The following is a 23,655-nucleotide window of genomic DNA, read 5'->3' on the forward strand; positions in this document are numbered from 1 at the left end:
GAATAGTATTCCAGAAACAGATACCCAATATAAATATAAAATATATTTCTAAGATGAAATTACTACACTTGGTAAGTGAACATTAATCTATGATCCCCATTAGCATAACGAGTATCATTTGACCAGTTAGCAAAGTACCTAATATTTGAACGTGGTGTTATTTGGTATGAAACCGCTGCTTCGTGTAAAAAATGAGATTCACCAGATAATTCTCCTGTAGCGCCGTATAAAGACATTGGATTATAGTTGAGCCAAATATTGTTACTTACGTTGTATCGACTGTACATTCCAGCCAAGCCATGTAGTCCAAGTAGGTGGTGACCGCCAATAGTGCCGTTTTCAGTCTCAAGGCGGTAGTCTGTCTTGTTTAAATCAATGGCCGCTGCTCCGGCTGCTAACATCGGATAAGCTTGAAAACGGCCTACTTGGGGTAAGGCTTGAATGAGTCCATACGTGCCGGAGCCGAGGCCCGAATTAAGGTTGTAATTCAGGTCAATATTGGTGCCTGTTCCCGTTTCCATGCTTGCTTCAAAATGGCGGTAGCGAAGCTCGCTGATGGAGTTGTTGTTACTTTCTCGCCATCCTATAGCATCACCAGCGATGCCCTTGACTTCCAATATATGCATGGCCTTTCGGTTAACAACACCTGTATCGTAGGCATGGCCAAACATTAAATTAATCCCCTTATCACCGTACCCTGCTCCAAACTGAGAGAATACAGCCATCGGATCAGACATATCTTGTAGGGTATCTGAATACTGAGAAGCAAATGCAGTATATGTTGGTAAAGTTAATAGAATATAAATAAGCGATTTTTTTATGCCTAATATCATGTCATATACCTGATGACTTCTTGCAGCCATTTTTGCACGTAGCATAGTAAAAATCACAACTGGGAATAGAGGCGATTTTGTTGCAACAACGGCACTTAGCTCTGATCAAAAAGATATTTATCAATGCGTACTCGTGTTTTTTGCTGAGAATGTTTGTTTCTCGAATAAATTCAAGTGTGTTACGGTTTATATATTTCACCATAATCAATTTCCATCTTGAAATGGGGGAGTCTACATGACATTTTGATAGATCTCCCCTGAAATGATTATTTCATCAGTGGTACGATTTCGAAGTCTTGGCTAAATTGCACCGACACACTCTTCAGTGTATCCAATACTGATGCGTCACCCTCAAGTTGAGCTTTTTTATCTTTTACCAACTGCTCTAGCGTTGTCTTGCCAGTAATAGCGGCAATAAAATCATCGCGCTCTATAGATAGGGTTAGATCAACGCCGCTAACGGCTTCTTCCACCTGGAGAGGAGCAAGGTTAGCGTTGCTAAATTCAACGTAATATACTTCGTCTATCTCTGGGTGGATAAGATTAAAGTTGAATGCCATATCAGCAGGGACTTTGCTGGCATCAACCGAAATAGCCATAAAGTCTAGGAATCCTGCTGTTGTCATCTGTGACATTATGTCAGATGACACTGCTTTTAATGCTTCAGGTATATGGTTGGTGCGGAGTTCTGAAGCGCCTTGTAAGTATGAGTTTCGCCATGCCATGGTTTCAGACTGATAACCTTGCTGTTCCCAGCTATCAGCCAGCAAGTCGCGGGCTTTGCTATCGGAAGGATCGCAGTTGACGATATCATTTAACAGCGTAGAGGCTTCTTGGTAGGCGCCCTGGTTGAAATGATACTGAGCCTGCTTAAGCATAATATCAGCGCCTACTGTTTCCACGTATAAGCATGAGCGGTCAACGTTGGTCAAAGGATTGATGTTGGTCGGGTTCATATCGTGGTAACCCAAATATTGGTTAATGACGCCACGGGCATTGTGGGAGTAGGATCCGTGGTAGCCGCGACTTGCCCAGGTCTGTTGCTGAGATTCCGGTACAATCGCTTCGACTGCTCGGCCAATGTCATTGATCTTAACCCCTTGGTTAGCGAGCCTCAGAGTCTGGTTATGGATGAAGCCATAATTATCACGCTGCATGGTGAGGTAGTCTGCGACTTCGTTGCTCTCAGTGTCCGGGTTGTTCCAGACCGGGGCAGAGTGTGCGGCATGGATGTTATCGACTTTATCTGCAAAGCGATGTTTTATCTCCGAGAGGTATTTAGTCCAAGCAAGCGAGTCACGGGTTTGTGCCCCACGGAAGGTGTAAATGTTATGTTGGCCGTCGTAGGTGAGCTCCGCAGTGTTCAACGCGTTGTAAGCGGGTACATAGTTGATCATCTCGGTTGGCGCTTCAGCTCCCGGCATATTGATGAATAGCATTTCCAAGCCATCAATAATGACGGTCTCTTCACGATCTTCAATGATCACTGTCGGTGGGATCAGCGTGATTTCACCTTTGGAGGTGCCCATGCCGAGCGCGTTATCAACCACCCCGTATGCCGAATCTGGCAGTGTATTCCCGTACTGATATTGAGCGCGGCGACCCATGGCATTGCCGGCCAGCAAACCTTCGCTGAGCAACTCTTCCATAAAGTCCTTCGGAGCGTAGATATTTACCCCATCAGGCAGTTGCCCATCCTCAAACAATCCACGAACACCGCCATAATGATCTGGGTGGGTATGGGAATATATGACCCCTGTGACTTTGTGCTCACCATTGATGGCAGGTAGGTGCTGTTTGGCAAAGTCCCATGCGGCTGAGGCGGCTTCCCTGGTGATCAGCGGGTCATGGATAATATACCCGGTATCGGAGCGGTATATGGTCATATTAGAAATGTCGGCACCACGAACTTGATATATGCCGTCGGTGACTTCATAAAGCCCTCCTGATGCATAGTTCATTGCTCCTTGCCGCCAAATAGATGGGTTAACCGTATCAGGGCGATCACTGCGAATGTTGTCAACTTCCAGATACCCACGTGAATTACGAAGCTCTGCCGCATCATGATCGCCAAAAACAGCAATAAGCCCCCGTTCTGAGCGTTCAAAGGCAGAAGTGTCGTGCCAAGGTAGTGTTTTGTCTAATGCATTGTTAGCTTCTATGGTGTGCTTTGTGGCTGGTTTGCCGATGTACTCTAACGCATCATAGTCAGCACTTGCCGCGCATGATGTCACAGCGACGGCGATAGATAATAGTGTTTTTTTCATTTTAGTCGTCTCTTTGGTCATAATAGTTAAGGAAGCACTGCCCCTAGAGGTTTGTTCTTTGTTTTGTGAACGAGTCGCCCCCTCGGTTAGAGGGAAACCGATATAGTGACTTCATCTTTTTCTATAGCTGAAAGTGCAAATAAATATCTTTATCTAGCATTTTTTTTCATATCTTTTTTCTTTCATATCTTTGAAGTTTATAAAAGCCGAGAATCACCCGGTAGATGATAGTGATGATGAGTATGAGTCCGGCTAAGGTTCCTATCGGTGTTCCAAATCCTAGTGCTGATACAAACAGGCTGACAATTATAGTTATATTCATTATAACTATTTGTAATATTAGAAGCCGACTAGGTTGTGAAATAAAAATAGTTCTAGACATCGTCTATAAATTCTTTTTATGTCAGGGTGGCTAGTTAAACAGAAAATTTGTTAGTTATACGACTTGATGATTTCATATGATTTAAAAATTCTAAGTGATTAATCCTGAATAAAAAATGAGTAAAAATACCCCCGCTAGTTTAAGCAGGGGATGCTAAATAGCATGTTAGGAATTTAAATATGAAATCAAGAATGTCGTCTGCTCATAGCATCGTTATGAGCTAAAAAGTTATCCCAAGGGTTAACCTTATCTGATCATAGTCAATATTTGCTCCTCCTATATTGAAGTGAAGATTGTTTTTTGCAAGTTGCATGTAAAAATATTCACTGGATGCCCTAATGCCAATACCATGGTAGATGTTGGTATCCCTATCGCTGGCCGTGAGGCAAGCGCTTGTCATGTCACAGCTGACCCCACGCCATTTGGTCGTGTGTACTCCTGCCGTTACGTATGGTTTCAGTGCCATATTGCTGGAGTATAAAGTCCAACCGACATCAACTCCCGCTTTGACAGTTTTGAATTTTTCCCGGGATGAACGGTGACTATCTATTAATTTATAGTCACCTTGCGAAAATGAAGAATGCATTCCCACAATATCATTCCAGTCATATTCATATTCAAGGGTAAACCCTTTCTCTGTATTTACATTTCCGAGTGCCTCAAATTGACTCACGCCAAACCCGATACGATAATCACCTGAGAAAGCTGCACCAGAGGTTAACAGGCAACCAGTAATTAATAATAAAAAGTGTTTTTTCAAATTACTTATAAACCTATTGGATTAATTTGTTAGAAAGTTTTTCATTAAGATTTCATTAAGGAAAAATATAATCTATATGTTATATGGCTGAATTTTTCATATGTACCCCTCAAGATGAGATACTCATTTCACTAAGAGCAGCCATAGTGAATATTTATTATTTGTCAGACAACATAATCAAGATTGCAGCGTTAGATTTTAATTGCGATTCCGTTTAAATACGAACGATCAAGTGTTTTAATTCTTTTCACTGATTATCATTTACTCGAAATGATTTTGGTTCAGGGTTGGAATTGTTTTATTACACTTAATTACAAAGGCTGCCTCATTAAGTTATTCCACTTAATAGGCAACCTTTATTGATTCGGCAAGGTATTTTGACTGGAGGAGAAATTTTTATTCAACTGGCAGTTGAGCTTGTAGCCATTCTATAAATGCGGCGTTTCTTGGTCTGTGCTGTTGTCCATTTAAGCAAATGAGATCATAACCACGCCCTGAGTTTACGCCATCGAAAGGAGCAATCAGCTCACCGGATTCTAAGCTGTGATGGACTAGTGATTCACGTGCTATGCATATGCCCATATTGTTCTTGGCAGCAGTCATAGCCATGTCAGAATGGTTAAAGATATAGGTTCGTGTCATCACATTAAGCTGCATGATCTCTTCATCTTTCTGATTTTCTAGCCATATCTTCCATTCTTGACTCGGCTCGCTAGCTTCTAGTGACTCGTTACAGTGAATGAAGGTCGCCCGCTCAAGCTTACTCAGCATTGAGCCTTTCCCTTGAAGCTGTGCGTCGAAATATTCTGGGCTGCATACCGGCAACAGCTTTTCATCAAATAACCGGTGATGATAAAACCCTGCATGATCACTTTCACTGTAGTAAATTGCGACATCTACAGGTTCGTGCTGGAAATCGAGCCGGCTGGCTTTTACTCGGAGTTTGACGTTGAGGTTTGGGTACAAGCGTTGGAAGTCTGGCAGCTTTGGCAGTAACCAGTTTTGCGCAAAGGTCGGTGCCGCGCCGATGTACAGCTCCCCCCGCAGTTCGTTGAACTTGATATCTTCGAGTTCAGAAAAAATCACATCGAAAGACTGGTTAAGTGCCAGTAGCAACCGTTCTCCCTCTTTGGTCAATGCCAGGCGCCGCGTCATGCGGATAAACAAATTAAAGCCAAGCTGTTGCTCAAGTAGCTTGATGCGTTGGCTTACCGCTCCCTGAGAGATAAATAGCTCTTCGGCTGCCTTGGTAAAACTGAGGAACTTGGCGGCCACGCTGAAGGTATACATATTGGACACCATCTGTTGTTTTTGATTCATGCTTCACCTCATAGATTAGCCTGCCTAATGCATAGCAGATGTTTATTGGTTTGTGTAGCGGCTAGTGATGCTTTTAAATCAATTAATCTTATTTATAACGAGGAAAGTACTATGAAACAGAAGCTGAAAATTACGATTATTGGGGCCGGTTCAAGCTACACGCCGGAGTTGATTGAAGGTCTAATCAAGCGTACCCACGAGTTACCGATCCGTGAACTCTGGCTGGTAGATATTGAGGAGGGGCACGAGAAGGTCAGTATCATCGGTGACCTGACCCGTCGGATGCTAGCTAAAAACAACATGGCACATATTGATGTTCATGTAACGCTGGATCGCCGTTCTGCATTAAAAGGTGCAGATTTTGTCTGCTCTCAGTTCCGCGCAGGTTGCTTGGAAGGCCGAATTCGTGATGAGCGCATTTCTTTAAAATACGGCATGATTGGCCAAGAAACGAATGGCCTTGGCGGGTTTGCCAATGCTTGCCGTACCATACCGATTGCTTTGGACATCGCGAAGGAGATGGAAGAATTATGTCCAGATGCATGGCTTCTGAACTTTACCAACCCATCAGGTATGGTGACAGAGGCGATACTAAAACATACCAAGGTAAAAGCCGTAGGGTTATGTAATGTGCCCGTTATCATGCAAAAAGGTATCGCGCAGATGCTGAGAGCTGACGAAAAGGACTTTGTCTTACAGGTTGCCGGTCTGAATCACTTCATCTGGGCACGACAGATTTTGCATGATGGCCAAGAAAAGCTTCAGGATGTTGTCGAAGAGATCTTGTCGGGTAACGATCTTTTGGTACCGCAAAACATTCCACCGTTTGAATGGCCTGCGGAATTATTGCGCAATATGGGGATGATCCCATGTGCTTACCTTCGTTATTACTACACCAGCCAAGATATTATGGGGCAGGAGTTAGAGGAAGCGGACGGTGAAGGAACACGAGGAGAGGTGGTGAAGGCGATGGAAAAGCGCCTGTTTGATATTTACCGTGATCCTGAGCTAAACGAGAAGCCTAAAGAGCTGGAAAAACGCGGTGGACAATATTATTCGGAAGCGGCATGTGAGTTGATGAGTTCGATTTATAACGACAAGCGAACGATCATGCATGTGAACACCCGAAATAATGGCTCTATTGGAGGCTTGCCAGATGACTGTACCGTTGAAGTAAGTTGTATGATCACCAAAGCTGGACCACTGCCACTGAACGTTGCTCCGTTCCCGTCAGATACATTACGTTTAATCCAGCTAATGAAAGAGTTTGAATCGCTGACTGTCGAAGCTGCTGTTACAGGTGACCGAAATGCAGCTCATCGCGCGCTGATACTCAATCCATTGGTGACGACAGGCACTATTTTGAAGGAAGCCTTAGAGGAAACAATTGATGCTAACTTAGATTTTATGCCTCAATTCCGTTAAGGCTCAATAATATCAAGTGGCTCATTACCGTCCCAGTTTTCCAGAATAAATTGACGCTTACTATAAAGTCGCTGCTGAAGGGATTGGATGTAATCTTCTGATTCCTTCAATTGGCGAGCCAGCTCGAAGGCTATCGCTTCGAGATCATCAAAGCTAAAACTATCGCCTTCTGTGTTGAGGTAATCTTCGGGGCTGTAGGTTTCAAATTCGAACTGAGGCGCAGAAGGTGTTAAGGCTCGTAAGTGGCGTTCTTTTTGTAGGTGGTCAAACAAGGAAAAGCTGGTGACAAGAACAGCAATGAGTGCACTGGCGCCAAATAGCTTTCGATACTGGCCATTCTCTTTCAACGCTAACAGGATCAGTAACCCACAAACAATGCATAGCAGTATCAGTACCATTCCTTAAAAACCTCAATCGCTTATTGTTAGTGATTAGATTATCAAAATGAATAGTTAGTCACTATTGAGATTCTGTTACGGAATGCAAATTGTGAGGTGGCGATATGGGAATTCTTTCCCGTAACTGAAAAAAAATTCCATGCAGTCAATGCCTCTGTTAGCACTGGCTCTAATTTGCTCTCAAGCCCAGACTAGCCATTCCTCCAACATCGCCACTGAAGCTTAATTCTGAATACATCATAAAGGTTCTATATCATCCCTTTTGCTATGTTTGGAATGTTTTGCATTACAAATGAACGTTTTTTATAAAGTGATGCTCCATTAGTAAATTATTGCAACCTTCATATTTATATGATTATAAATGCAAAGTTTATTGATTTAACTTCGCGTGATTACAAGTCTGGGAAAATTCCCCGTCAACATGCTTGATATTAAAATATTACCTCTCAAGTATTTCGCTCCGTCAACAAGGAGGTTTTATGTGAAACACACTTGGGGATCTTACTAGTTGATGCCTGGTAAAAAGCATTGCACCAAGTTCGCTAGGCTTGGTGGATGGTCATAGAAAAGTAGCCGGTTCCTAGCCACCGGCTTAAAGCTCAAGGTAAGTGATAACTTCGCTGGGTAAGTGTTGTCCCTATGCGACGCTTACCTGTTGAGGCTTCCGGTCTAAACAAGCCTCCTGGCAGAGCAATCTGCCGGCTGCAACTCACCCGCTGGTATATCGGGCAAAATATACCGAATGTTCATGTTATGTATTGTGTGTTTGATACTACTTTTCTTAGATATGTCTTCGACTGTTTAGCCACTCTATACCCAAGCTACATCAAGATGCAGGTTCAGCGAGAATTTATAAGCTTATAGACAAGGCATTGTTTTGAAGATCTAGTGGTTCTAAATCAAGACACAATAACGCGGTATAGAAGCTTAAAAAAACTCGCCCTTCGGGAGGGTGTCAGCTCACTCACTCCTTCGTTGAAGCTTTTTGAAAGGGAATACCATTCCTGCAAACCTTCGCCTTGTATTGAATGCGCTGACAACCCTCTGAATCCTGCACCTTGAGGTAACTTGGGTATATTAATTAGAGTGGCTTTTTTTTTAATCGAACTATATGATCCATCGCGTATAGTGATTAAGGGTTAAATCATGACAAAAGAAATTAAGGCACACGAGACTACAAGCGGCCTGGCATGGGTTGCAACTCGACTTCTTAACAATAAGATTCAACTTGCAATCTCTGAGCGTTACAGTGATATCAACACCGAGCAGCTAACCATGCTCATGGAGTTGGCCTACGAAGATGGGATCAGACCGACGACCTTGGCTAAGCGTATGACCCGAAGCAAAGGCACTATCTCCAGTATTATCCGCCATGCGACTAAAAATGGATTGATTGCTTCAGCCCCGGATCCGACGAACAAGAATGCCAAGCGGATTCACTTGACGATAAAGGGCAAGGAAATGCACGATGAGTTGATGCCGGTATTGATGAACATCTTGATTGGTTCTACCGAAGGCATTGACCAAGCAGACCTGGAAGCTACCCAGCGGGTAATGACCAAAATCATCAAAACCGAGTATCCTGAGTATTTCGAGTATTAATTGAGTGGGGGCCATAAGTTGGCCCTTTCTTTTCCCTTCTCCATTATTTCCCCTCACCAGCTTTTTGTTGTTACTCATACTGAGCTTCACTTTCTTTGACGAAGGTACGGGATAGGTTGCTGTGGTTAGTGAGTCTGATACTAACCGTTGACGATAAAAACCAATAGGGCTGACATTAAATCAAGTGTGATGTTTCTATCTCCATGCCATCTCATTTTTGTCTCACCATTTATAGTCATTAAATAACAGCTGCTTGGCTGTGAACTGTGTTTTTGTAGAGTTCTGAAAGAAGAATTATGCTGTATGAAGCCTGAATTTAGGTTTGGTGTTAACTCTTTACTGTTGATAAGGTTTGATATTAAACCTATTATCCCCGCAACGAAACAAGTCACGGGAAAAATACGCCATGTTTAAACAACCAAAATTCGCTGCTGTAATGACAATTACCGCACTAGGTGCCGCTTCATTACTCTCTCCGGTACACGCCGCTGAGCAAGACCCTAATCCAGCGGATCTAACCCAAACCAATACCTTTGTTTGGTTGAGCGCCGACAGCAAAGGCAATAGTAAAGTGAATGTTGGCCTTGCCGGTCAGTACAGTGAGGGGAACACCTTCCTTGGTCTTATTGAGCATGGCGTTAAGTTCCAGAACAACTTCAAGGGTACTGATGGGCAAAACTCTCGCCTGCGCTACTTCCAGGTGCTGGATACCGGTTCGAGCCTAGCGCCAAAAGCCGGTGCCAGTGTTGATTACATGAAAGGCTGGAAACATAAAGGTGTGGAAAGTGACATTGTTGCGTTGGGCGGTATTGCCAAAGTGAATATTCCGATGGACGCGTTAACCATCTACCCGAATCTGGCTTATGTAACGGGTGAAATAAAATCGGGCGCAGCGAAGAAAAGCGTGAGTGGTTATCAGGCCAACCTGTTTGCCTCCTTGGCACTGAGCGAGAGCGGTAACTATGCCATCTTCCAGCCCCAGTGGATGGATACCAATGTCGGTTCGAAATTTGAAATGAAAACCGGCTTCGGTGCACCAGTGACGGACAGCGGCAAGCTATGGATGAACGTTGACCATGTTTATACCCATGTTGATTTGAAAGGTGCAAAGGGCGGCATAGGCCGTGACAACGACAATAAATTTGAAGTCGGCATTTCTTACTACTTTTGATTATTGAAAGGGAATCAAGATGCAATAGCCACCGAAAGCGGTGGCTTTTTTGTGCTTGGCGCATATTCGCCCGCAGTCTGTGTCATTAACTTAATCTAGATTAAGTTTTGCTATAGGGAATGTCGGTATTATCGCCCACCACTTTGGCTATACCACACGATATTTGTAGAGGATTGGACTTGAGCACTTTGTTTACTGAAACCCGCATTGGCAAGATGGCGTTGAAGAACCGTTTTATGCGCAGCGCGACGTGGGAGAATATGGCAACAGAAGATGGCCATATGACAGACAAGCTATACGCCATCTATGAAGAGCTCGCGCAGGGTGAAGTCGGCCTGATCGTCACCGGTTATGCAAACATTGTTGAAGAAGAAAAGCCCAATGCCGGCATGATGGGGATCTACAATGACTCCTTCATTGAAGAATATAAGATGCTGACCGAGCTGGTGCATCGCAACGATTCTAAAATCGTCATGCAGTTGGCCTACGGTGGCACCAAAACCACTTTCAACCTCGGTGAAAGGGTCATTTTCGCGCCAAGCGAAGTGCCGGAAAAAGGCACCCAAACACTGGGCAAGGCAATGACCAAAGATGAAATTGATTACATCGTCAAAGCCTTTGCCGAAGCTAGCTTGCGCGCACAAAAGTCAGGTTTTGACGGGGTTGAGATCCATGCTGCCCATACTTACCTGATCAACCAGTTCTTGAGTCCTTACTACAATCGTCGTGAAGACGAGTACGGCGGTAGCTTGGAAAACCGCATGCGCTTTTTGATGGAGATCTACGCCGAGACCAGAAAATTGGTCGGTGAGGATTTCCCTATCCTAGTGAAACTGACGGCGACCGAGTTTTTCGACGGTGGCGTGAGCTTTGATGAGACCCGCACCGTTTGCCAGAAGCTCGAAGAGGTCGGGGTTGATGCAATCATCATCTCGGGCAACATCCATGGTAAGGCAAACACCATGGTTGGCCAGTCTTTCGATGGCCATACCATCCAGGAAGAAGGTTACTTCCATGAATATGGTCATGCCATCAGCCAGGAAGTCAGCGTGCCTGTTATTACCGTTGGCGGCCTGACAGACATTGCGGCGATAGAAAAAATTGCTGAGAACACAGGTATCCAATATTTCGCATTATCACGTCCACTATTGTCCGAGCCGCATTTGATCAAGCGATGGAAGGAAGGGAATAGGGCGCCCGTTGAGTGTGAGCGATGCTCTAAGTGCCGTACCAAGCGCGGCAACTTCTGCGTGGTGAACAAGGAAAGAAAGAACCAGCTCGCGCAAATGTAATTCGGCCGGATTTGAGTCTTATTGATGGTAAAGCCAGCAAAGTGTTGCTGGCTTTTTTGATCTTGCTTTTTGTCGTGGAATACTGACCTCGTCATGACTTGATGCGGGCAGGGATGGTGTATTGATGGCAATTAAATAAAGCGCCAGTGGATCGGCGTGAACCACTTTTCATTTGTTGTGCTAACAATTGAAGGGTAGACAGAAAAGAGTAGTGATAGATGATAAAAACAAAAGCCAAATTACTTGCTGTGGCATTAGCTGCCGCTTTGCTTGGGGGCTGCGCCAGTTACAGCATTTCAGAGCAGGATATGACTAACTACCTGCAAGATTCGGTCAGTCTGGATCAGTCGGTCGGGGTTGAAAATGTCATGTATGCCGAGGTTGCGGTAGACGATTTGGAAGTCAAAATTGGCCGGGCAGATGCTGACCGCGTGTCGGTATTCGCCAGTACCAATGCCCAAGTACAGATGCTGAGCATGAAAAATATCGGTTTGGATTTGGATGTCGAATTCAGCGCTGTCCCTGAATATGATAAAGACACTGGTGAGGTTTACCTGAAATCGCTGCGTTTAGAGCGCTTTGATGAAAGCAGCAAGCAACTGACTCCTGAAATCAAACAACTGCTGAAACCTGCGGTTTCCATGATTGGCTATGCGCTATCTAAGCAACCGGTCTATAAACTGGATAGCTCGAAGGTACAGGAAGCTTTGATCAAATCAGCCGAGCCTAACTTGGTGATCAAGAACAATAAGCTCGTCATCGAGCTGTTAGACTAGCATTAAAAGACTCTTGAGGCGTTAAAAGAGAGACTTACACGCCTCAAGAGTGCTATCTGCTAACTGATTCCTCAGTACTAAGGATGGGAAAGAAAACGTTGACTCTTCCTACCATGAAAGCGCCCATCCTTAGAAGGGAATTAATTCACTAAAACATAGCCATTTGTGTCCCGCACGCTGCGGCTATCTTCGCAATCCATACCTGCACCTTCAGCCTGGCATTTCTGAGTGGTTGGTAAATCAAGCTGCACGCTGTTTCTAGACTTTATGTGAGTCGCAATCGCTGAACCAGCCAAGATAACAGAGATCGCCAAGAGTGGTTTAACAAAGCGCTGTGAAAATACCATGTGTTCATGCTCCTTGTTTTTTTTAAAACTTAAAATTTACTTTAGCTATATTATAAGACAAATTGATTAAAGCTATTGAGTGTGATCAATTTTTCTTATGCTTTGTGTTGAAGTGCTCTTTGGTGTTTATCTTGGGTAATTGAAAAGATAAAGATAGCTTTTAATTTAAGCTTCTGAAATTAAAGGAATTGATGGCGGTTGATGGCGTTCGAACGTTTTTTTCTCCCGCGCCACTTCTATCCAGGCCGATTTGGCATCCTGAGTTAACATGTCCCACGTGATGTTCTGATCGTTGAATGTCGAGAATTGGATATTGGACCAATAGGTGCTAAATAGCTTCTTCGCCAAAGTTAGTAGGTGAGCGTCGTACATTGTTGAGTTTTTCATCGTCTTTAATTTCTCTATCGACAAGCTTGCGGATAGTAAACCGGGCAATGTCGAGTTCTTGGTTGATACTGATGATTTTGAAGTGGATGCATTGGTATTGCTTGCGTAACCTGCGATAGCGATTGTTGAGTCGCAGCAGGACACAGAAAACAGCGGTATTGGTTAGGATCATGATGCCAATCAATAGTCCCAGCATGGTGTTACCTCGTAATATGATTTTTTTGTTCGAATTTGTCTGTCAGAGGGCATCCATGCCGATTGTTATTGCGAACAATAGCTTTTTAGTTTGTCATTGAACCTTATGTTTCTTACCTACTTATTAAGCCTTATTTAATAACCCTTACTTAGTAATGCCTTCACGGTGGTGGCGATATCCTCTTCACTCTTATGCGCCTGGAATAGCACCACATACTTGCTGTTGATGATCAGGGACGGTACCGCGTTGACTTCATAGGCCGTACTGATTTGCTTGGCTCTATCTACCTCTGCTTTGATGGCTCTGATGTTCCTTTCTGCCGTTTTACCATCGTCGCCAGTGGTATATCGTTTGATAGTCCCCATGGCATCATTCAGCCTAACTTCCGCACTGCCGCCACCCTGAACCGCATCAAATAAATCTGCGGTAAAGGCGTCAAGTTTATCCGGAGTAACCATTAACCGACCGGTGTAATACAAAGACGCTTGCATTTCAGTCGGCCGGTTGTAGACAACATGGACTTTGTCAATCGGTTGCTCAATTCGCCGAGCCAGTCTGGAAAAAATCTGCTCCAGTGAGTGGCAAGCATGGCAGCCAAGGGCGAAGATTTCTGTAACAGGTGCCAGTTTAATATCACCCGGGGCATCTATCGTTTCGTAGTGGATCCCCTCTATCGGTTTGGTTGCGGCATTGACCTGGGCAGCAAGCAGCATCCAGAACACCATGGTTATCAGGCTATTTGTTTTCACGGTTGTACCCCTCTTATTTCGTGCTGGTGATTATACATATTTAGGTTTGATATAAAACCTAAATATTTTGTGGTGTTTTTTTGCTCTTTCTTAAGGTGAATAGTTGGCCGGGGGTAGTGTTAATCTGGCGCGAATTTCCCTAAGATCAGAGGTAGGGATTGATGATGATGTGTGGCTAAAGATGGGGTTATCGTTCGCTGGCAAAAGCATTATTGCCATTTTTGCAGTGCCGGGGTTGGTTGCTGAAGCTTTTGCGTCAGGGCAACCAACAGAAATCACGCTTTGGCGCCATCAGACGGGCACCAATGAGATGCAAGCCAGCGCTGATCAGGTAGCCCGCTTTAATCTGTCCCAGCAGCAATGGAAAGTGGTGGTTGAGTTACTGCCGCAGGCGTCATACACCGAATCGATCACCGCCGCAGCCTTGGCGCGTCAGTTGCCCTGCATTTTGGGTGTCGACCAACCGACCGTCCCCAACTTTGCCTGGTCGGGATTCTTACGGCCTTTATTCCCTCTGCTTACTCCTGCAACGTATCGAGGTCTTAGTGTCGGTGGGCGGGGGATGTATCAAAACCAACTGTACTCTGTAGGGGCTTTCGATGTTGCGCTGACGCTTTTTACCCGCTATTCCATTTTGGAGCGTTATCAAATTCGGGTGCCCACCCTGTCTTCGCCTTGGACCAAGGATGAGTTCGATACCGCCTTGCAGAAATTGAAAGCGTCAGGGGAGTTTGCATACCCATTCGATATCAATACCGGATGGGGCGATGAGTGGCCAAGTTATGGTTGGGCGCCATTCATGCAAAGTTTTGGGGCTGATTTGATTGACCGCTCAAACTATGTAGAAGCAGAAGGTATTCTGAACTCACCAGAAGCAGTGGCCTTTGCCGAGTGGCTTTCCCAACTCGTTGAGTTTGGATTGATTGACCGCCGCCCAGCTGATAGCCAAGGGTTTATTAATGGCCGTACGGCGATCCATTACACCGGCAGTTGGTCAGTTAGGCAGTATCAACAGGCGTTTGGTGAAGATCTGGCTATTCTGCCCGTGCCGGATATGGGGCATGGCCCAGTTATAGGAGGAGGCTCTTGGCAATGGGCGATAACCACCAGTTGCCAGGCGCCCGATGGTGCGGCAGCCTTTATTGACTTCGTGATGCAGCCTGAAGAAATCGCGCTTTTTTCAAAAAGCACCGGATTCATACCGACAAAATCCTCTGCTGCCGAGTTGACCGCGAACTACAACATAGAAGGCCAGTGGCGAGTATTTTACGATTTTACGAAGCGATACACTGTAAACAGGCCTGCGACACCCGCTTACGCGATTATTTCTGCATCGTTTGCCAAAGCAATGCGCGATATTTTAGATGGTGGTGAACCGCAGGAAGAGTTGGATATGGCCGTCGATAATATTGAGCGCAGTATCTACAACAACCGGGGCTTTGGTTTTTCGCTGCCGCAGGAAAAATGATGGATAGGAAGATAAATTAGAAATGTTGCTCAAAGGAATGGCATTAGAGAAGAGGCAGAAAGTTTGGGGTTGGATGATGGGGGGGCCGGCGTTTTTTGGTCTTGCCTTCTTTGTCATTCTGCCATTTGTCATGGCAATCGCCATGACCTTTACCAATCAGCGGCTGTTGTCTCCGTACCCGACTGAGTTTGTCGGTATGCAAAACTATGAGCGGCTGCTGGGTATTAGCTACGTCGTGCTTTCACCCTTGGAAGATGAAGCTGGCGAGCTGATTTTGGATGAGGATGATGAGCCGATATACCCCCGGCTACGGACGGTACTGAGAGCCGATTACCCCAGCCTGCGTTATTACTACCAACTTGCCAGTATCAAAGTCTGGGATGACAAGGAGTTTGTGTTGCTGGCGCGCGACCCGGTGTTTTGGCGCTCTTTGTGGAATACCCTGAGTTTCGTTTTGCTGGTGGTGCCGCTGCAAGGTTGTGTGGCTCTGGGGCTCGCGCTTTTGGTCAACCAAGGTCTAAAAGGGACGCTGTTTTTCCGAACGGTCTTTTTTGCCCCGGTTGTGACCTCGATGGTGGTGGTGTCGATAGTCTGGACTTTCCTCTATCACAAGGACATGGGCGCAATTAATGTCTATTTGCGCTGGTTTTCGCTAGGGCTACTAGGCCCGGTGGACTGGCTGGGGGATAAAGCCTGGGCAATGCCTTCAATTGTTATTATGTCGGCATGGCAGGGGGCTGGGGTGCAGATGCTGATTTTTTTGGCTGGCCTGCAAGGGATCCCGAAAGAGCAATACGAAGCGGCCAGTATTGATGGTGCCAACCGTTGGCAGCGCTTTCGCTATATCACCCTGCCGGGGCTCAAGAACACCTTGGTGTTCATTGTTATTTCAACCACCATTGCGGCATTCGGTTTGTTTACCCAGGTTGATGTGATGACCCAGGGCGGGCCGCAGGATTCAACCTCAACGGTGATGTATCACGCGATAACCCAAGGGTACCGGCAGATGGATATCGCCTACGGGGCAACCATCAGTGTGGTGTACTTTGTTGTTATCTTTATTATCGCCCTATTGCAGAAGCGCTTTATGAGCCGGAGGCAGAAGTAGTCATGGTGTCACGTCTCCACTTCAATAACCGTTACCAACGGATCCTGATGTACGCGGTGATGCTTTTCCTCGCCTATATCTTCGCCTTTCCGTTGTTATTTATGCTGGTGTCATCGTTCAAGCCAGAGGCACAGATTTTCAAAGATCTGTATTCACTGCGGGCAATCTTGCCAAGCGGCGAGCTGTCATTGGACAACTACCGCGCAGTGTTTGATAAAAGCAATATCGTCCGCTTCTTCTACAACTCGATGTTCATTACCAGCGTCAGTGTGTTGCTGGGGCTATTGATCAACTCTATGGCGGCGTTTGCCTTGGCAAGGCTGCGCTGGAGAGGACAGGCGTGGGTTTTGGCAGGGATTATTGCTTTGCTGATTGTTCCTTTTGAAGCCATCGTGATCCCGCTTTTGATGCTGGTGGCTAAATTGCCGTGGGTAGAATGGCAGGATGGGCAGTTTATCCTTGCCCAGTCTTGGCTTAATAGTTACCACGTGCAGATTTTGCCGGGCGTCGCCAATGCGTTTTCTATCTTCTTGTTTTACCAGTTCTTCAAGGATATCCCGAAAGACTTCGATGAGGCTGCAGCAGTAGATGGCGCGACGCCTTTTCAAATCTATTGGTGGATCATCGTGCCAATGTCGAAGCCGGTGTTTGCGACGGTCGCTATTTTGCAGTTTCTAACCAACTGGAACCAGTACCTGTGGCCGGTTATGGTGGTGCAGAGTGAAGACGTCAGGCCGGTGATGGTCGGTATACAGCAGTTCTTCGGGGTGAATACCTCATGGGGTGAGGTTATGGCTTACGCTACCTTGATCACGCTTCCGGTACTGGCCGTGTTTTTGTTCTTCCAGCGCCGCTTTGTCCAGTCGATGGCTGGGGCGGGGATCAAAGGGTAAGATCTCGTCGATGAACTGAAGCGGCGTCAGGAAGCGCTGGCAGAGAAAAAACCGCTAAGGGCATTAAACGAACGACCATTTTGACAAGGTTAGTTTGCTTCAATGGCTGCCTACCAAAGGTTGACCTAGGGCGGTTTATCGCTATGATCACTGATCTGAAACTGATCATAAATTCTACATAACCATTCAATAACGGAGGTGCACAAAATGACTAAGCTTACCCGCAAGCGCGTGTGCATCTTCGTTGCCAAAATTGCTTACCTCAAGCAGCCCCAAATCGCTTAGTGCAGGCAGTAAATAACACCCACTTATTTACTGCCGTAGAATGACGCGAGACCATGCCAAACCCTATGTGCACCCTAGCTTGCCGATAATAAGTTAACGCAAGCAGTTTGCTATGGCTTACTCCGCTATTCCATCGGCTTTCATTTTTCTTTTTATATGAGAACGAAACGATGATGAACAACAAGCACTGGACGAAAATGGAAATGCTCCATCAAACCGTCAAGAACAAAAACATTTCCATCAAAGGCACCCATAGCTATTACAGCGATGCTTACGATAATGGCTTTGAGCGCTCCGTGGTGCGTTACCTCCATGGTGACGAGCAAACTTGCCACCGCGAGCCCCGCTGGGAAATCGACAAGCTTTATATCGGCGATTATGTCTGTATTGGTGCCGAAGCAGTGATTTTGATGGGGGGCAACCATACCCATCGTGCTGATTGGTTTTCGCTTTACCCGTTTATGGATAAGATTGACGAAGCCTACCAATCAAAAGGGGACACCCATCTTGGTGATGGCTGCTGGATAGGCATGCGCGCGATGATCATGCCAGGTGTTACCATTGGTGAAGGGGCGGTTGTCGCGGCCAATAGCGTGATCACCAAAGATGTCGAGCCCTATACTATTGTCGGTGGCAGCCCTGCGAAAACGATACGTAAACGCTTTGCGCCAGAAACTATCGAACGCCTGTTAGCCTTGAAAATCTACGATTGGCCTGAAGCCAAGTTCGATACCCTCAAAGATGTGATCTGCAGCAATGATATTGATGCATTGGAACACGCTCACCTTAGTTACGTGAACTGATCAGTGTTAGCAGCCTTTAGACGCTTTCTGTAGGCTGCTATTTACTTGTGTTACGTCGGTTTTTTCATCAATAACTCGAATGGCTAGATTTTGATTTTGGCTTTCTTAGATTTACGTAAAGGCTAAAGCGTGATGTAAGTACCTAAAAGTTGGTAAAAAGTTAAGCTGTTCGTGTTGTTTTGTGTGATTCTGAGGCGTAAAGTGTCCAGCAGATTGAGAAAATTGACCTTGAGTATTTACGTAAACTTTACGAAAATAGTTAAGTGATCTGTTATGGGGAAGAAAATGAACGTCATGGAACCAGTCGAAATTCCAAAAGCGACCATCAAAGAAGCGGCAGAAAGAGCTGGCGTTTCGATTGCATCGGTCAGCCGGGCTTTGAACAATAAGCCGGGGATTAGCGAAAAAACACGTAAGCGCATTTTAGACATCTGCGCTGAGCTTAACTACATCCCGAATACTTCGGCACGTGAGTTGACGGCAGGGCATAGCAATACCATTGCTATTTCCATGGGGCCGCATGACTTCGTTGCTTCGCGTTATCTAGGTATGCTCTGGCCTGCTTTATCTTCTGCAATTCGCAAAAAGGGCCAGAACCTGTTACCGGTTGAGCAAGATACCGATATCAGCCAGATCACCGGGGCAATTTTGCTCGGGGTCGAAGATAACGATGCCCGTGCCAAGTACCTGAAAGAGACTGGAGTTCCTTTTGTTTCAATAGGTTGTAGCGATGGTGTGTTCTGGGTTGCACCAGATGATTTTAATGGTGCCCGCCAGGCAACCGAGCACTTACTTGAGCGTGGCCGCAAGCAAATCGCTTTTGTCACCCCGACGGTTTACGGCGGCGGTTACCAGTTCCGTTACCAAGGCTATATGTCGGCAATGGCGAGCAAGGGCTTGCCAGTCAGGGAGATCCGCACCACCAGTGAGCCGCTGGGAGAGATTGCCGCTTACCGCTATTTCCTCAATATGGACGAAAAACAGCTGGAATCCCTTGATGGCTTTGTCTGTGAGTGTGATGAGACGGCGATCGGTTTGATTGCAGCCTTGCAAGATAGAGGTTACAAGGTGCCTGAGGACTTCTCTGTCGTCGGTTATGACGGTTTGCCTGGGGTATCGAAAGATCTGACCACGATTGTCCAGGACCCGCATGATATTGCCGAAAAAGTGTCTGAGTTACTTGAAGCGGCGATTGCCGGTGAAATGCCCCGTGGTGCTGTGATCCCTGTCACATTGAAAAGCGGCAAAACAAGCTAATCAAAGCAAAAATATACCTTCCCCTTATATTTCAACGTAAAAGCGTGACGAGAGTCGCGCTTTTTTTATCTCTATAGCAAATGCCCCCTGCCTATTACGTTTTTGTGATCCTGTTAACGTAAGCGTTTACGTTTAGATCGTAAACTCAGCTCAGAATTTACGGATTGGACGAAAAGGTGAGGACAACAATGAACAAAAAAGCATTGGCGTTATCTCTGCTGTTAGCGGGCATGGCTTCCCACACAATGGCTGCAACTGAAGTGACGATTGCGGGTTGGGGCGGCAATGATGTCGTTGCCATGAACAAACTGGTGAATGATGTCCTGGTTGAGGATTTCAAGGCGGCAGGTATTGCCATTAAATACATGCCGGTTGAAAGTGACTTCGGGCAGTACATCATCAATGGTTTGTCTGCGGGTACGGCGCCGGATGCGTTTTACATTGATGTTTTGATGGCGCAGGCGTTGGTTAACTCTGGCAAGGTTGCCGCAAACGACAAGAGCTTGGACAAGGTCTCAGAGCAAATCCTTCCTAACCTGAACCTAGCGTTCACCCTAGAAGAGAAGCAGTACGGTGTTGCTAAAGATTTCAATACTTTAGCACTGCAATTTAACAAAGATATCTTCGACGATGCGGGTGTTGACTACCCAACTAACAAAGACTCTTGGGCAGATCTGCTGACTAAGCTAAAAGCGATTAAAGCTGAGCTGGGCGATGAGGTTTCTGGTATCTGTGTGATGCCTGACTACGCACGTTTCGCTCCATTTGCGCTATCGACTGGCTGGAAGCCATTTAACGAAAATGGCCAGACTATTCTTGATGATGATTTCCGTCGTGCGTTCGAATTCTACACCTCGCTAAAAGCAGAAGGCGTGGGCATCTTGGCGTCTGATATCGGTCAGAGCTGGGGTGGCGGTTGCTTAGGCACCGAAGAGACGGCAGTGGCTATCGAAGGTAACTGGATCAGTGGTTACCTGCGCGATAAAGCGCCGAATATGCAGTACGGCTCAACCATGATGCCTATCGACAGCAAGACTGGCGAGCGTGGCAACCTGCTGTTTACGGTTGCATGGGGCATCAATGGTGACGGTGCCAATGTCGAAGCGACCCGTAAGGCTGTTGATATCCTGACCAGCCAGAAAGCACAGAGCTGGGTACTGGATTCAGGCCTTGCCCTACCTAGCCGCGCTGACCTGTCAGAAGCGGAGTACTTTGCCCAACCTGATCAGGAAAACCAGCTAGCGAAAACCATTTTCGATGGTGCCTCTAGTGGCCACGTGATGCCGTTTGCCTTCGGTCAGCACGGTTCGAACTGGATGCAGCCAGTGAACGAAGCCCTGAATGCTGTTTTGCTTGAGCAGATGACCGCTGACGAAGCGATCAAGATGGCTCAGGCGAAATATGACGCCATGACTGGCAAGTAAGCGAGGTTTGCAATGAATTCCCTTCGCTTACGCGAACAGGTTTACGGATGGCTGCTAGCTGGGCCATTCGTTCTGACCCTGGTTGTTTTCTTCTTATATGCCTTGGTTCGTACCGTTTACTTTAGTTTTACGGAATACGATCTGTTTTCCGAGGCGGTATGGGTTGGCCTGGATAACTTTTTCGCCTTGTTCAAGGATGATTTGTTCTTGTTGGCACTGGGTAACACGGTGGCCTTCTCGGTGATAGTGACGGTTATCCAAACGGTATTGGCATTGGGCTTGGCGATTTTGGTCAACTCCAAAATCCGCGGTAAGTCTTTCTTCCGAACAGCTTTTTACCTGCCGAGTATTTTGTCGAGTGCCGCAGTAACGCTGATTTTCATTTGGTTCTACCAGAAAAACGGCTACCTCAACGGCTTTCTGACTTCGGTTGCAGCGAATTCACCTTACTTGACCTGCTTTGTGCTTACCGCCGTGGCCAGCCAGTTGGTGTTGGTATGGCGTGACCGCATCCGCGGTTTGCCGGCAAGTTGGTTTGACCCGGCATGGGCCATCCTGTCTTGTTTGTTTGCAGGTGTGGTGACCTTCATTGCCTCGATGACAGGTTTGGTTGAAGCCTCAAGCCATGTGGTTGAAGTGAACTGGCTGAATACTCGAGAAGACGTCGGCCCTATGCCACTGACGCTATGGGCGATTGTTATCCAGAACATCTACACCACGATCCCAACCTTCATGCTGCTGTTTTTAGCTGGCTTGCAAGGGATCCCAGAGGAGCTTTACGAAGCTACCCGAATTGATGGCGCCAAAAAGTGGCAGCAGCACTGGCATATCACTATTCCGCAGCTAGCTCCCGTGACCTTTGTGGTTATTACCTTCGGCATCATCGGTACGTTGCAGATGTTCGACCAGGTTGCACTGTTGGGCTCAGCTGCACCACTAGAGTCACGTATCACGCTGGCTTACTACGTTTACCACAATGCATTCCCACCGGGCGGTTCTCCGCAGATCGGTATGGCAAGTGCAGCATCACTGGTACTGGCTTTCATTACCTTGGTAGTGGTCTATGTACAGAAAATTTTCGGTGTGAAGGAGAAAGCAGATGTCTGATTTGGCACTGGCACAACCGGCTGACAAACCTGCGGTTAGCATGGAGCAAATCAGTAAGTTCCACGCCCGCCGTCGCTGGGCCAAGGTGGCCTGGGTTTACGGCGCGCTGATGATGATTGCGACCGTGATGCTGGGTACGTTTGTGGTCGCTTTCATGGCGAGTCTGAAAGATGACCCGTTGGAGCAGCCGTTCAAGTTCAACTTTGCCCAGGTACAGCCTGCCAACTGGTCGGCAGCTTACCAGCTGGGTAATGACGGCAATAATGCCCCATGGTTCGGAGGTTTTGCTCCGGGTGCGGATATCACTTTCCAGGTGACTTACGCAGTCGAAGAGGGTGACGAGCTTGCTATCCCGGTGATTGAAGTGCCTCGCCGCCGTCCGGGTACCGGCATGGCCGCGGCTATTACCACCGAGTTTGCGGCCGATTACGCCGTAGTTTCTGAGCCAAAGCTTATCGGTGAGGCTAGCGACGTTACGTTTGTCGAGCAACGCGGTAAGCGTGAGTTTACCCGTCAAGGCAACAGCGCGACATGGGAGTTCACTGTCCGCTATGAAGGTGATGGCCCTGTCGTGGATACCTTGCCGCTCAACATTACAGCCCCTCGTGGACAGGTGCTGGTGGATAGCACCTTGTCACCAAACCGCATGGAGCGCCGTGGCCGAGTCGCCGCATGGGACAACCTTGCGCCGGGTGTGATTGGTTATGTGTTCAAGAGTTACGTAAGGGTTTACACCGAGTCAGTTAGCCTTGAGACCGGCAAGAGCCTGTTTATGAGCTGGACCATGAACTCGTTCTTCATCGCTTTCGGCAAGGTACTGCTGACCCTGTTCTTTGCTTGTACAGCAGGTTATGCCTTGGCGCGATTGAAGTTTACCGGTGCGCGCTTTGTGTTTGCGTTCATGCTGCTGAGCATGATGGTACCGGGTCAGGTGACTTTTATTTCGAACTACCTGATCTACCGTGACATTGGCTTGCTCAATACGCCGTGGGCCGTGATAACCGCCATTGTGGCTTCCGGGCAGGTACTGATCATGAAGCAGTTCTTCGAGAGTGTGCCGAAGGAGCTGGAAGAAGCCGCGATTGTCGACGGTGCCAACCCAGCCACTATTTTGTTCCGTATTTTCATGCCGCTGGCGAAGCCGGCCATCATGTCGGTGACCATCCTGGGCTTCCAGGGCGCATGGAATGATTTCTTCTGGCCGCTGGTGGTTATCAACAGCCCGACAGACGCCTACACGCTACCTGTTGGTCTATTGAGCCTACGTAACGCTTACGGTGTTGCAGGCGACTGGAACCTGATCCTGGCCGGGGCCTTCCTGTCCACGATCCCTGTACTGATTGTTTTCATTATTTTCCAACGTTACTTCGTTGGTAACGATATTTCTTCCGCTGTTAAAGGTTAA

Annotated in this window: 21 protein-coding genes; 13 read left to right on the forward strand and 8 right to left on the reverse strand. The window is 46.7% G+C overall.

Going from position 1 to position 23,655, the window contains the following annotated elements; translation table 11 throughout:
* Positions 1–62: 62 nt before the first annotated feature.
* The 4 genes from ACXAGQ_RS23570 to ACXAGQ_RS23585 form a co-directional block, all read right to left on the reverse strand.
* The gene (locus ACXAGQ_RS23570) at positions 63–878 is read right to left on the reverse strand and encodes a hypothetical protein (RefSeq protein ID WP_475257231.1); all 816 of its coding nucleotides are present in this window, start codon (positions 876–878) and stop codon (positions 63–65) included.
* Between the two features lie 221 nt (positions 879–1,099).
* Positions 1,100–3,100 (reverse strand): alkyl/aryl-sulfatase, encoded by a 2,001-nt coding sequence (locus ACXAGQ_RS23575; protein WP_475257232.1) that lies wholly within the window; start codon positions 3,098–3,100, stop codon positions 1,100–1,102.
* Between the two features lie 602 nt (positions 3,101–3,702).
* Positions 3,703–4,242, reverse strand: a complete 540-nt coding sequence (locus tag ACXAGQ_RS23580) for an outer membrane beta-barrel protein (RefSeq protein WP_475257234.1) — start codon at positions 4,240–4,242, stop codon at positions 3,703–3,705.
* Between the two features lie 396 nt (positions 4,243–4,638).
* Positions 4,639–5,562 (reverse strand): LysR substrate-binding domain-containing protein, encoded by a 924-nt coding sequence (locus ACXAGQ_RS23585; protein WP_475257235.1) that lies wholly within the window; start codon positions 5,560–5,562, stop codon positions 4,639–4,641.
* Between the two features lie 111 nt (positions 5,563–5,673).
* Between ACXAGQ_RS23585 and ACXAGQ_RS23590 the strand changes: the two genes are divergently transcribed.
* Entirely contained in the window at positions 5,674–6,987 is a 1,314-nt protein-coding gene (locus tag ACXAGQ_RS23590; protein ID WP_475257237.1) for a 6-phospho-beta-glucosidase, read from the forward strand.
* On the opposite strand, the gene ACXAGQ_RS23595 is transcribed toward ACXAGQ_RS23590, so the two are convergent.
* Positions 6,984–7,385 carry a hypothetical protein gene (locus ACXAGQ_RS23595; protein ID WP_475257238.1) on the reverse strand — a complete coding sequence of 134 codons (402 nt, stop codon included), beginning with the start codon at positions 7,383–7,385 and terminating at the stop codon, positions 6,984–6,986. The genes ACXAGQ_RS23590 and ACXAGQ_RS23595 overlap by 4 nt on opposite strands.
* 1,146 nt (positions 7,386–8,531) lie before the next feature.
* Here ACXAGQ_RS23595 and ACXAGQ_RS23600 point away from each other — a divergent pair.
* The 4 genes from ACXAGQ_RS23600 (at position 8,532) to ACXAGQ_RS23615 (ending at position 12,226) form a co-directional block, all read left to right on the forward strand.
* On the forward strand, positions 8,532–8,987 hold the full coding sequence (locus ACXAGQ_RS23600; protein WP_475257240.1) for a MarR family winged helix-turn-helix transcriptional regulator: 456 nt from the start codon (positions 8,532–8,534) through the stop codon (positions 8,985–8,987).
* A gap of 406 nt (positions 8,988–9,393) precedes the next feature.
* Positions 9,394–10,158, forward strand: coding sequence for a hypothetical protein (locus ACXAGQ_RS23605; protein ID WP_475257242.1), 765 nt, complete (start codon positions 9,394–9,396; stop codon positions 10,156–10,158).
* Positions 10,159–10,337: 179 nt separating this feature from the next.
* Positions 10,338–11,450 (forward strand): NADH:flavin oxidoreductase, encoded by a 1,113-nt coding sequence (locus ACXAGQ_RS23610; protein ID WP_475257243.1) that lies wholly within the window; start codon positions 10,338–10,340, stop codon positions 11,448–11,450.
* Positions 11,451–11,668: 218 nt separating this feature from the next.
* Entirely contained in the window at positions 11,669–12,226 is a 558-nt protein-coding gene (locus tag ACXAGQ_RS23615) for a YceB family lipoprotein (RefSeq protein ID WP_475257245.1), read from the forward strand.
* A 140-nt stretch (positions 12,227–12,366) separates the two neighbouring features.
* On the opposite strand, the gene ACXAGQ_RS23620 is transcribed toward ACXAGQ_RS23615, so the two are convergent.
* The 3 genes from ACXAGQ_RS23620 to ACXAGQ_RS23630 form a co-directional block, all read right to left on the reverse strand.
* Positions 12,367–12,573 (reverse strand): hypothetical protein, encoded by a 207-nt coding sequence (locus tag ACXAGQ_RS23620; RefSeq protein ID WP_475257246.1) that lies wholly within the window; start codon positions 12,571–12,573, stop codon positions 12,367–12,369.
* A 328-nt stretch (positions 12,574–12,901) separates the two neighbouring features.
* Positions 12,902–13,156 (reverse strand): hypothetical protein, encoded by a 255-nt coding sequence (locus ACXAGQ_RS23625; RefSeq protein ID WP_475257248.1) that lies wholly within the window; start codon positions 13,154–13,156, stop codon positions 12,902–12,904.
* 134 nt (positions 13,157–13,290) lie between these two features.
* Positions 13,291–13,905: a thioredoxin domain-containing protein gene (locus tag ACXAGQ_RS23630; protein WP_475257250.1), complete on the reverse strand. Its 615-nt coding sequence runs from the start codon at positions 13,903–13,905 to the stop codon at positions 13,291–13,293.
* Between the two features lie 103 nt (positions 13,906–14,008).
* Between ACXAGQ_RS23630 and ACXAGQ_RS23635 the strand changes: the two genes are divergently transcribed.
* The 8 genes from ACXAGQ_RS23635 (at position 14,009) to ACXAGQ_RS23670 (ending at position 23,655) form a co-directional block, all read left to right on the forward strand.
* Positions 14,009–15,373: an extracellular solute-binding protein gene (locus tag ACXAGQ_RS23635; RefSeq protein ID WP_475257251.1), complete on the forward strand. Its 1,365-nt coding sequence runs from the start codon at positions 14,009–14,011 to the stop codon at positions 15,371–15,373.
* Positions 15,374–15,395: 22 nt separating this feature from the next.
* On the forward strand, positions 15,396–16,481 hold the full coding sequence (locus ACXAGQ_RS23640; RefSeq protein ID WP_475257253.1) for a carbohydrate ABC transporter permease: 1,086 nt from the start codon (positions 15,396–15,398) through the stop codon (positions 16,479–16,481).
* Between the two features lie 2 nt (positions 16,482–16,483).
* Complete coding sequence (locus ACXAGQ_RS23645; protein ID WP_475257254.1) at positions 16,484–17,374, forward strand: carbohydrate ABC transporter permease; 891 nt, start codon at positions 16,484–16,486, stop codon at positions 17,372–17,374.
* A gap of 458 nt (positions 17,375–17,832) precedes the next feature.
* Positions 17,833–18,462 carry a CatB-related O-acetyltransferase gene (locus ACXAGQ_RS23650; RefSeq protein ID WP_475257442.1) on the forward strand — a complete coding sequence of 210 codons (630 nt, stop codon included), beginning with the start codon at positions 17,833–17,835 and terminating at the stop codon, positions 18,460–18,462.
* A gap of 285 nt (positions 18,463–18,747) precedes the next feature.
* A complete protein-coding gene (locus ACXAGQ_RS23655; protein WP_475257256.1) occupies positions 18,748–19,719 on the forward strand; it encodes a LacI family DNA-binding transcriptional regulator in 972 nt (323 codons plus the stop codon).
* Positions 19,720–19,907: 188 nt separating this feature from the next.
* Positions 19,908–21,143: a type 2 periplasmic-binding domain-containing protein gene (locus tag ACXAGQ_RS23660; protein ID WP_475257257.1), complete on the forward strand. Its 1,236-nt coding sequence runs from the start codon at positions 19,908–19,910 to the stop codon at positions 21,141–21,143.
* 12 nt (positions 21,144–21,155) lie between these two features.
* On the forward strand, positions 21,156–22,250 hold the full coding sequence (locus tag ACXAGQ_RS23665) for a carbohydrate ABC transporter permease (protein ID WP_475257259.1): 1,095 nt from the start codon (positions 21,156–21,158) through the stop codon (positions 22,248–22,250).
* Positions 22,243–23,655: a carbohydrate ABC transporter permease gene (locus ACXAGQ_RS23670; protein ID WP_475257261.1), complete on the forward strand. Its 1,413-nt coding sequence runs from the start codon at positions 22,243–22,245 to the stop codon at positions 23,653–23,655. The genes ACXAGQ_RS23665 and ACXAGQ_RS23670 overlap by 8 nt, the downstream gene beginning before the upstream one ends.

The sequence above is a fragment of the Photobacterium sp. ABD4_091 genome (assembly GCF_056160145.1).

Coding starts and splice junctions, on each gene's coding strand:
- ACXAGQ_RS23570 (WP_475257231.1), bottom strand. CDS start 878: ATGCTACGTGCAAAAATGGCTGCAAGAAGTCATCAGGTATATGACATG.
- ACXAGQ_RS23575 (WP_475257232.1), bottom strand. CDS start 3,100: ATGAAAAAAACACTATTATCTATCGCCGTCGCTGTGACATCATGCGCG.
- ACXAGQ_RS23585 (WP_475257235.1), bottom strand. CDS start 5,562: ATGAATCAAAAACAACAGATGGTGTCCAATATGTATACCTTCAGCGTG.
- ACXAGQ_RS23590 (WP_475257237.1), top strand. CDS start 5,674: ATGAAACAGAAGCTGAAAATTACGATTATTGGGGCCGGTTCAAGCTAC.
- ACXAGQ_RS23595 (WP_475257238.1), bottom strand. CDS start 7,385: ATGGTACTGATACTGCTATGCATTGTTTGTGGGTTACTGATCCTGTTA.
- ACXAGQ_RS23600 (WP_475257240.1), top strand. CDS start 8,532: ATGACAAAAGAAATTAAGGCACACGAGACTACAAGCGGCCTGGCATGG.
- ACXAGQ_RS23605 (WP_475257242.1), top strand. CDS start 9,394: ATGTTTAAACAACCAAAATTCGCTGCTGTAATGACAATTACCGCACTA.
- ACXAGQ_RS23615 (WP_475257245.1), top strand. CDS start 11,669: ATGATAAAAACAAAAGCCAAATTACTTGCTGTGGCATTAGCTGCCGCT.
- ACXAGQ_RS23620 (WP_475257246.1), bottom strand. CDS start 12,573: ATGGTATTTTCACAGCGCTTTGTTAAACCACTCTTGGCGATCTCTGTT.
- ACXAGQ_RS23625 (WP_475257248.1), bottom strand. CDS start 13,156: ATGCTGGGACTATTGATTGGCATCATGATCCTAACCAATACCGCTGTT.
- ACXAGQ_RS23640 (WP_475257253.1), top strand. CDS start 15,396: ATGTTGCTCAAAGGAATGGCATTAGAGAAGAGGCAGAAAGTTTGGGGT.
- ACXAGQ_RS23645 (WP_475257254.1), top strand. CDS start 16,484: ATGGTGTCACGTCTCCACTTCAATAACCGTTACCAACGGATCCTGATG.
- ACXAGQ_RS23650 (WP_475257442.1), top strand. CDS start 17,833: ATGAACAACAAGCACTGGACGAAAATGGAAATGCTCCATCAAACCGTC.
- ACXAGQ_RS23655 (WP_475257256.1), top strand. CDS start 18,748: ATGAACGTCATGGAACCAGTCGAAATTCCAAAAGCGACCATCAAAGAA.
- ACXAGQ_RS23660 (WP_475257257.1), top strand. CDS start 19,908: ATGAACAAAAAAGCATTGGCGTTATCTCTGCTGTTAGCGGGCATGGCT.
- ACXAGQ_RS23665 (WP_475257259.1), top strand. CDS start 21,156: ATGAATTCCCTTCGCTTACGCGAACAGGTTTACGGATGGCTGCTAGCT.
- ACXAGQ_RS23670 (WP_475257261.1), top strand. CDS start 22,243: ATGTCTGATTTGGCACTGGCACAACCGGCTGACAAACCTGCGGTTAGC.